This is a genomic window from Johannesbaptistia floridana (genome assembly GCF_057440575.1).
The window spans coordinates 1-2990 of the sequence record NZ_JALKVM010000110.1; the positions used below are offsets into that span (position 1 = coordinate 1).

The following is a 2990-nucleotide window of genomic DNA, read 5'->3' on the forward strand; positions in this document are numbered from 1 at the left end:
CTTTGGCTTTATACTTCTTTTATATTTTATCTATGGGGCTGCTGAATGTGGGTTAGCAAGAAAAAGGCTGATGTGCTGAGATATTTTAAGAAGCATCCGGCTAATATTGCTATCTCTTGGGAACAATACCGTGATGAGCAGCACCAGAGATATTCTAATGCTGCTATGAGAATGGAGAATGGCATCGAGATTAAGCCTGATGAGCAAGAGAAGTTGCTGACTCATCAGCGAGCTTTAACAGAAGACTTCCCTGCTGATATGCGTTCTATTGCTGATATTCCTGTACCTGGACGAGAGCAAGACAGTAAAAAATTAGTTAGCGATCGCGCATTCACACCTCCCAATCAATCCCAGTCAAATCCAACTGAACTTCCCCAAGAAAATCCAGAAATAACTAATCCTCCTAATTCCCCAGAAAATGACCCAGAGACCTCAAAACTCGAAGAAATAGGTATTGAGTCAAATGAAATAGATACTTGTCTTAACTAAGAATTTTTTAAAGCTTCAACTGTCCCCAATTGGGGACATCAAATTGCTATCGGTGGCCAATCAAATTATTTTAATTTCATAATTTCACCACATCTATAACTACTATCAATATTAAACCTATCGCACTGGTTCACTCTAAATAAAAGTGGATGAAAAAGAAAGTTTATTCAGCCACTCCTACAATACAGGGATGAGCAGAACTCAAAAGACTCGAATGCTGCTATACCAATTGTACTGCTTAATATTTTTTTAGGTTTCAACTGTCTCCAATTTGGGGACATTAAATTATTATCATTCAAGTTGATTAACTATATAGTTATTAAAATATAAAAGCTTTTAATTTTTGCGATTAGGGAACAATTTGTTCCCTTTTAGATTGAACAATAATTTTATCGTCCAGGAACAAAACAAGATTTCTGTGTCCGCACAGCCACGATAATCAGAATGTAAGGAACTCACACACATCTCATGCAGATTCTCAAACACATTCAACTAATCAACCAAATAGTCAAGTGGCTTAAACTCTTACCACAAAAGAATCTTTACCAGATATTGATTTTCCACATCTGGGTCATCCATGTATGGGCGATCGCTCTCTAATAAATAATGATATTCAACAATTAAAGACTTCTAATAATATTTCTCTTGGGGAAAAAGAAGAAATTTTTGAATTAGAATTTGAGAGTGTTTGTGGTAGTCAGGTTAACTTTGATAGCACAAGACAATCAACAGATTCTTTGACTGAACCAACGGATTACCTTGAGCAGGAATATCCCACCGCCATATCAAATAAAGTTGAAATTACCTCAAAAACAGAAGTTGTTAAACCCACAAGTAAATCTAAGACTGCATTCAATAATTGGATACCTGATGGCGTTTGGAAGATTGATGGAAAGCTAGACCCTAACTTTGTGCTTTGGTTGGCAACTGACTGGCAGAAAGCTTACGGTGGGGATATTTCAAAGAAAAAGGCTGATGTGCTGAGGTATTTTAAGAAAGACCCCTCCAATATTGTTATATCCTGGGAACAGTACCGTGATGAGCAACACTCCAGATACTCTAATGCTGCGATGAGGATGGATAATGGTATTCAGATTAAGCCAGACGAACAAGAGAAACTACTTAAGCATTCTAGGGCGCTGACTGAAGATTTCCCTGCTGATATGCGCTCCCTTGCTGATGTTCCTCTACCTGGACAAGAAGAAAATAGCTTAAGTTTTAAATGCGATCGCGCATCCACACCTCCCAATCAATCCCCATCAAATCCCACCGAACCTCCCCAAGACAATGCAGAAATAGCTACTTCTCTTAATTCCACTGAAAACGAGCCACAGACATCAAAACCTCAAGAAATAGACACAGAACCAAATGATGCTGCAAATGTGTCTTCTAGTATCAAAAACTGGGCAAAGGGAGCATTCTCTATGGGTAAGTCCAAGTTCACTGAGAAAAAATCTCTATCTGAATTAGAGGAATTGAATACCTGGCTATCTGACCCAATACTTAGGAAAGAAGTTATGCCACGTGTTGTGAATAGCAGCAAATATACTTTTGAGTCTAATGAGTACGGCGAGCCAATAAAGGTGGTTTTGATAGGTGGGGAGTAAATGCGCGCACCGCGAAGCGGATCTCTTCGAGATCACCAACGGAGCAGCCAAGCACGCGATCGCCCATTAACCCAGGTCAAGTTGATGGTTTTGGTAATAGGGTGAGTGTAGCTTAAAAAAGAATTTTTTTGATTACTTTTTGATGTTGCTGCTTAAAAATACGCGAGATACATAGAAACATTGTATGCTTCATGACTCTTTGCAACAAAACCGCTAGTTAGGTTTTGTCTAATAGGTCATGATTTTTTGGCTCATCTAAAGGCGGTATTTGGTCAGCGTTTAAAGTAACAACTTTGCCATCTTTGAGAATACTAATTGACTCGCCTAATCTTCTGTGTCTCTCAATCGCTTTTGCAATCGCTGTTTTGACTCCTGTATCAATTTGGTCAGATAATTTGTCAGGTTTTGTTTTAGCCATTATTTTTCTTGGTTATTTGTTGCCAGATAAAGGGTTGATAAATAATTGCTGGTTTGTTAAGTGGGCATTCAGCTATTAACTGGGGATTCTCCCTAGAATTATCATAGACAATCCATTTATCACATAGGGGTAAATATAACTGAGTCAGGTTTCTTTGTCCCCTTTCATAGCGACGACGAATCACTTCAATAGGAATATTATGACCTCCAGTTTCTACTCGTCTAGTCACCCTTTCTATGGCTAATTCAGGGGTTTGTAACCAAAAATAAATCAAGTTGATAGTGTATCCATGGGCTTTACATTTTCTCAAAAAACGGGCAAAGTTTCGAGCAGCCAGTGTTGTTTCAAAGGCAAAATTGGCTTTTTCTTGAACTAGGGCCTCTAAACGATATAACATTAACCGTCCTGCTTGCATAGCTACCTGTGGCGGCCTGCAATTATCGAGCACTGGGACTGCAATCATAACCACTTTGGGA

General features: G+C 38.7%; 4 protein-coding genes. 2 read left to right on the plus strand and 2 right to left on the minus strand.

Annotation, left to right across the window (positions count from 1 at the left end):
- The first annotated feature begins 72 nt into the window (after window positions 1-72).
- Complete coding sequence (locus MW688_RS08015) at window positions 73-489, plus strand: hypothetical protein (protein ID WP_486735431.1); 417 nt, start codon at window positions 73-75, stop codon at window positions 487-489.
- 581 nt (window positions 490-1070) lie between these two features.
- On the plus strand, window positions 1071-2096 hold the full coding sequence (locus MW688_RS08020; RefSeq protein WP_486735432.1) for a hypothetical protein: 1026 nt from the start codon (window positions 1071-1073) through the stop codon (window positions 2094-2096).
- Between the two features lie 217 nt (window positions 2097-2313).
- On the opposite strand, the gene MW688_RS08025 is transcribed toward MW688_RS08020, so the two are convergent.
- Together MW688_RS08025 and MW688_RS08030 are read right to left on the minus strand one after the other, a co-directional pair.
- Window positions 2314-2514: a hypothetical protein gene (locus MW688_RS08025; RefSeq protein WP_486735433.1), complete on the minus strand. Its 201-nt coding sequence runs from the start codon at window positions 2512-2514 to the stop codon at window positions 2314-2316.
- On the minus strand, window positions 2507-2990 hold a 484-nt coding region (locus MW688_RS08030; protein WP_486735434.1), incomplete at its 5' end, for an ATPase. The genes MW688_RS08025 and MW688_RS08030, both read right to left, overlap by 8 nt.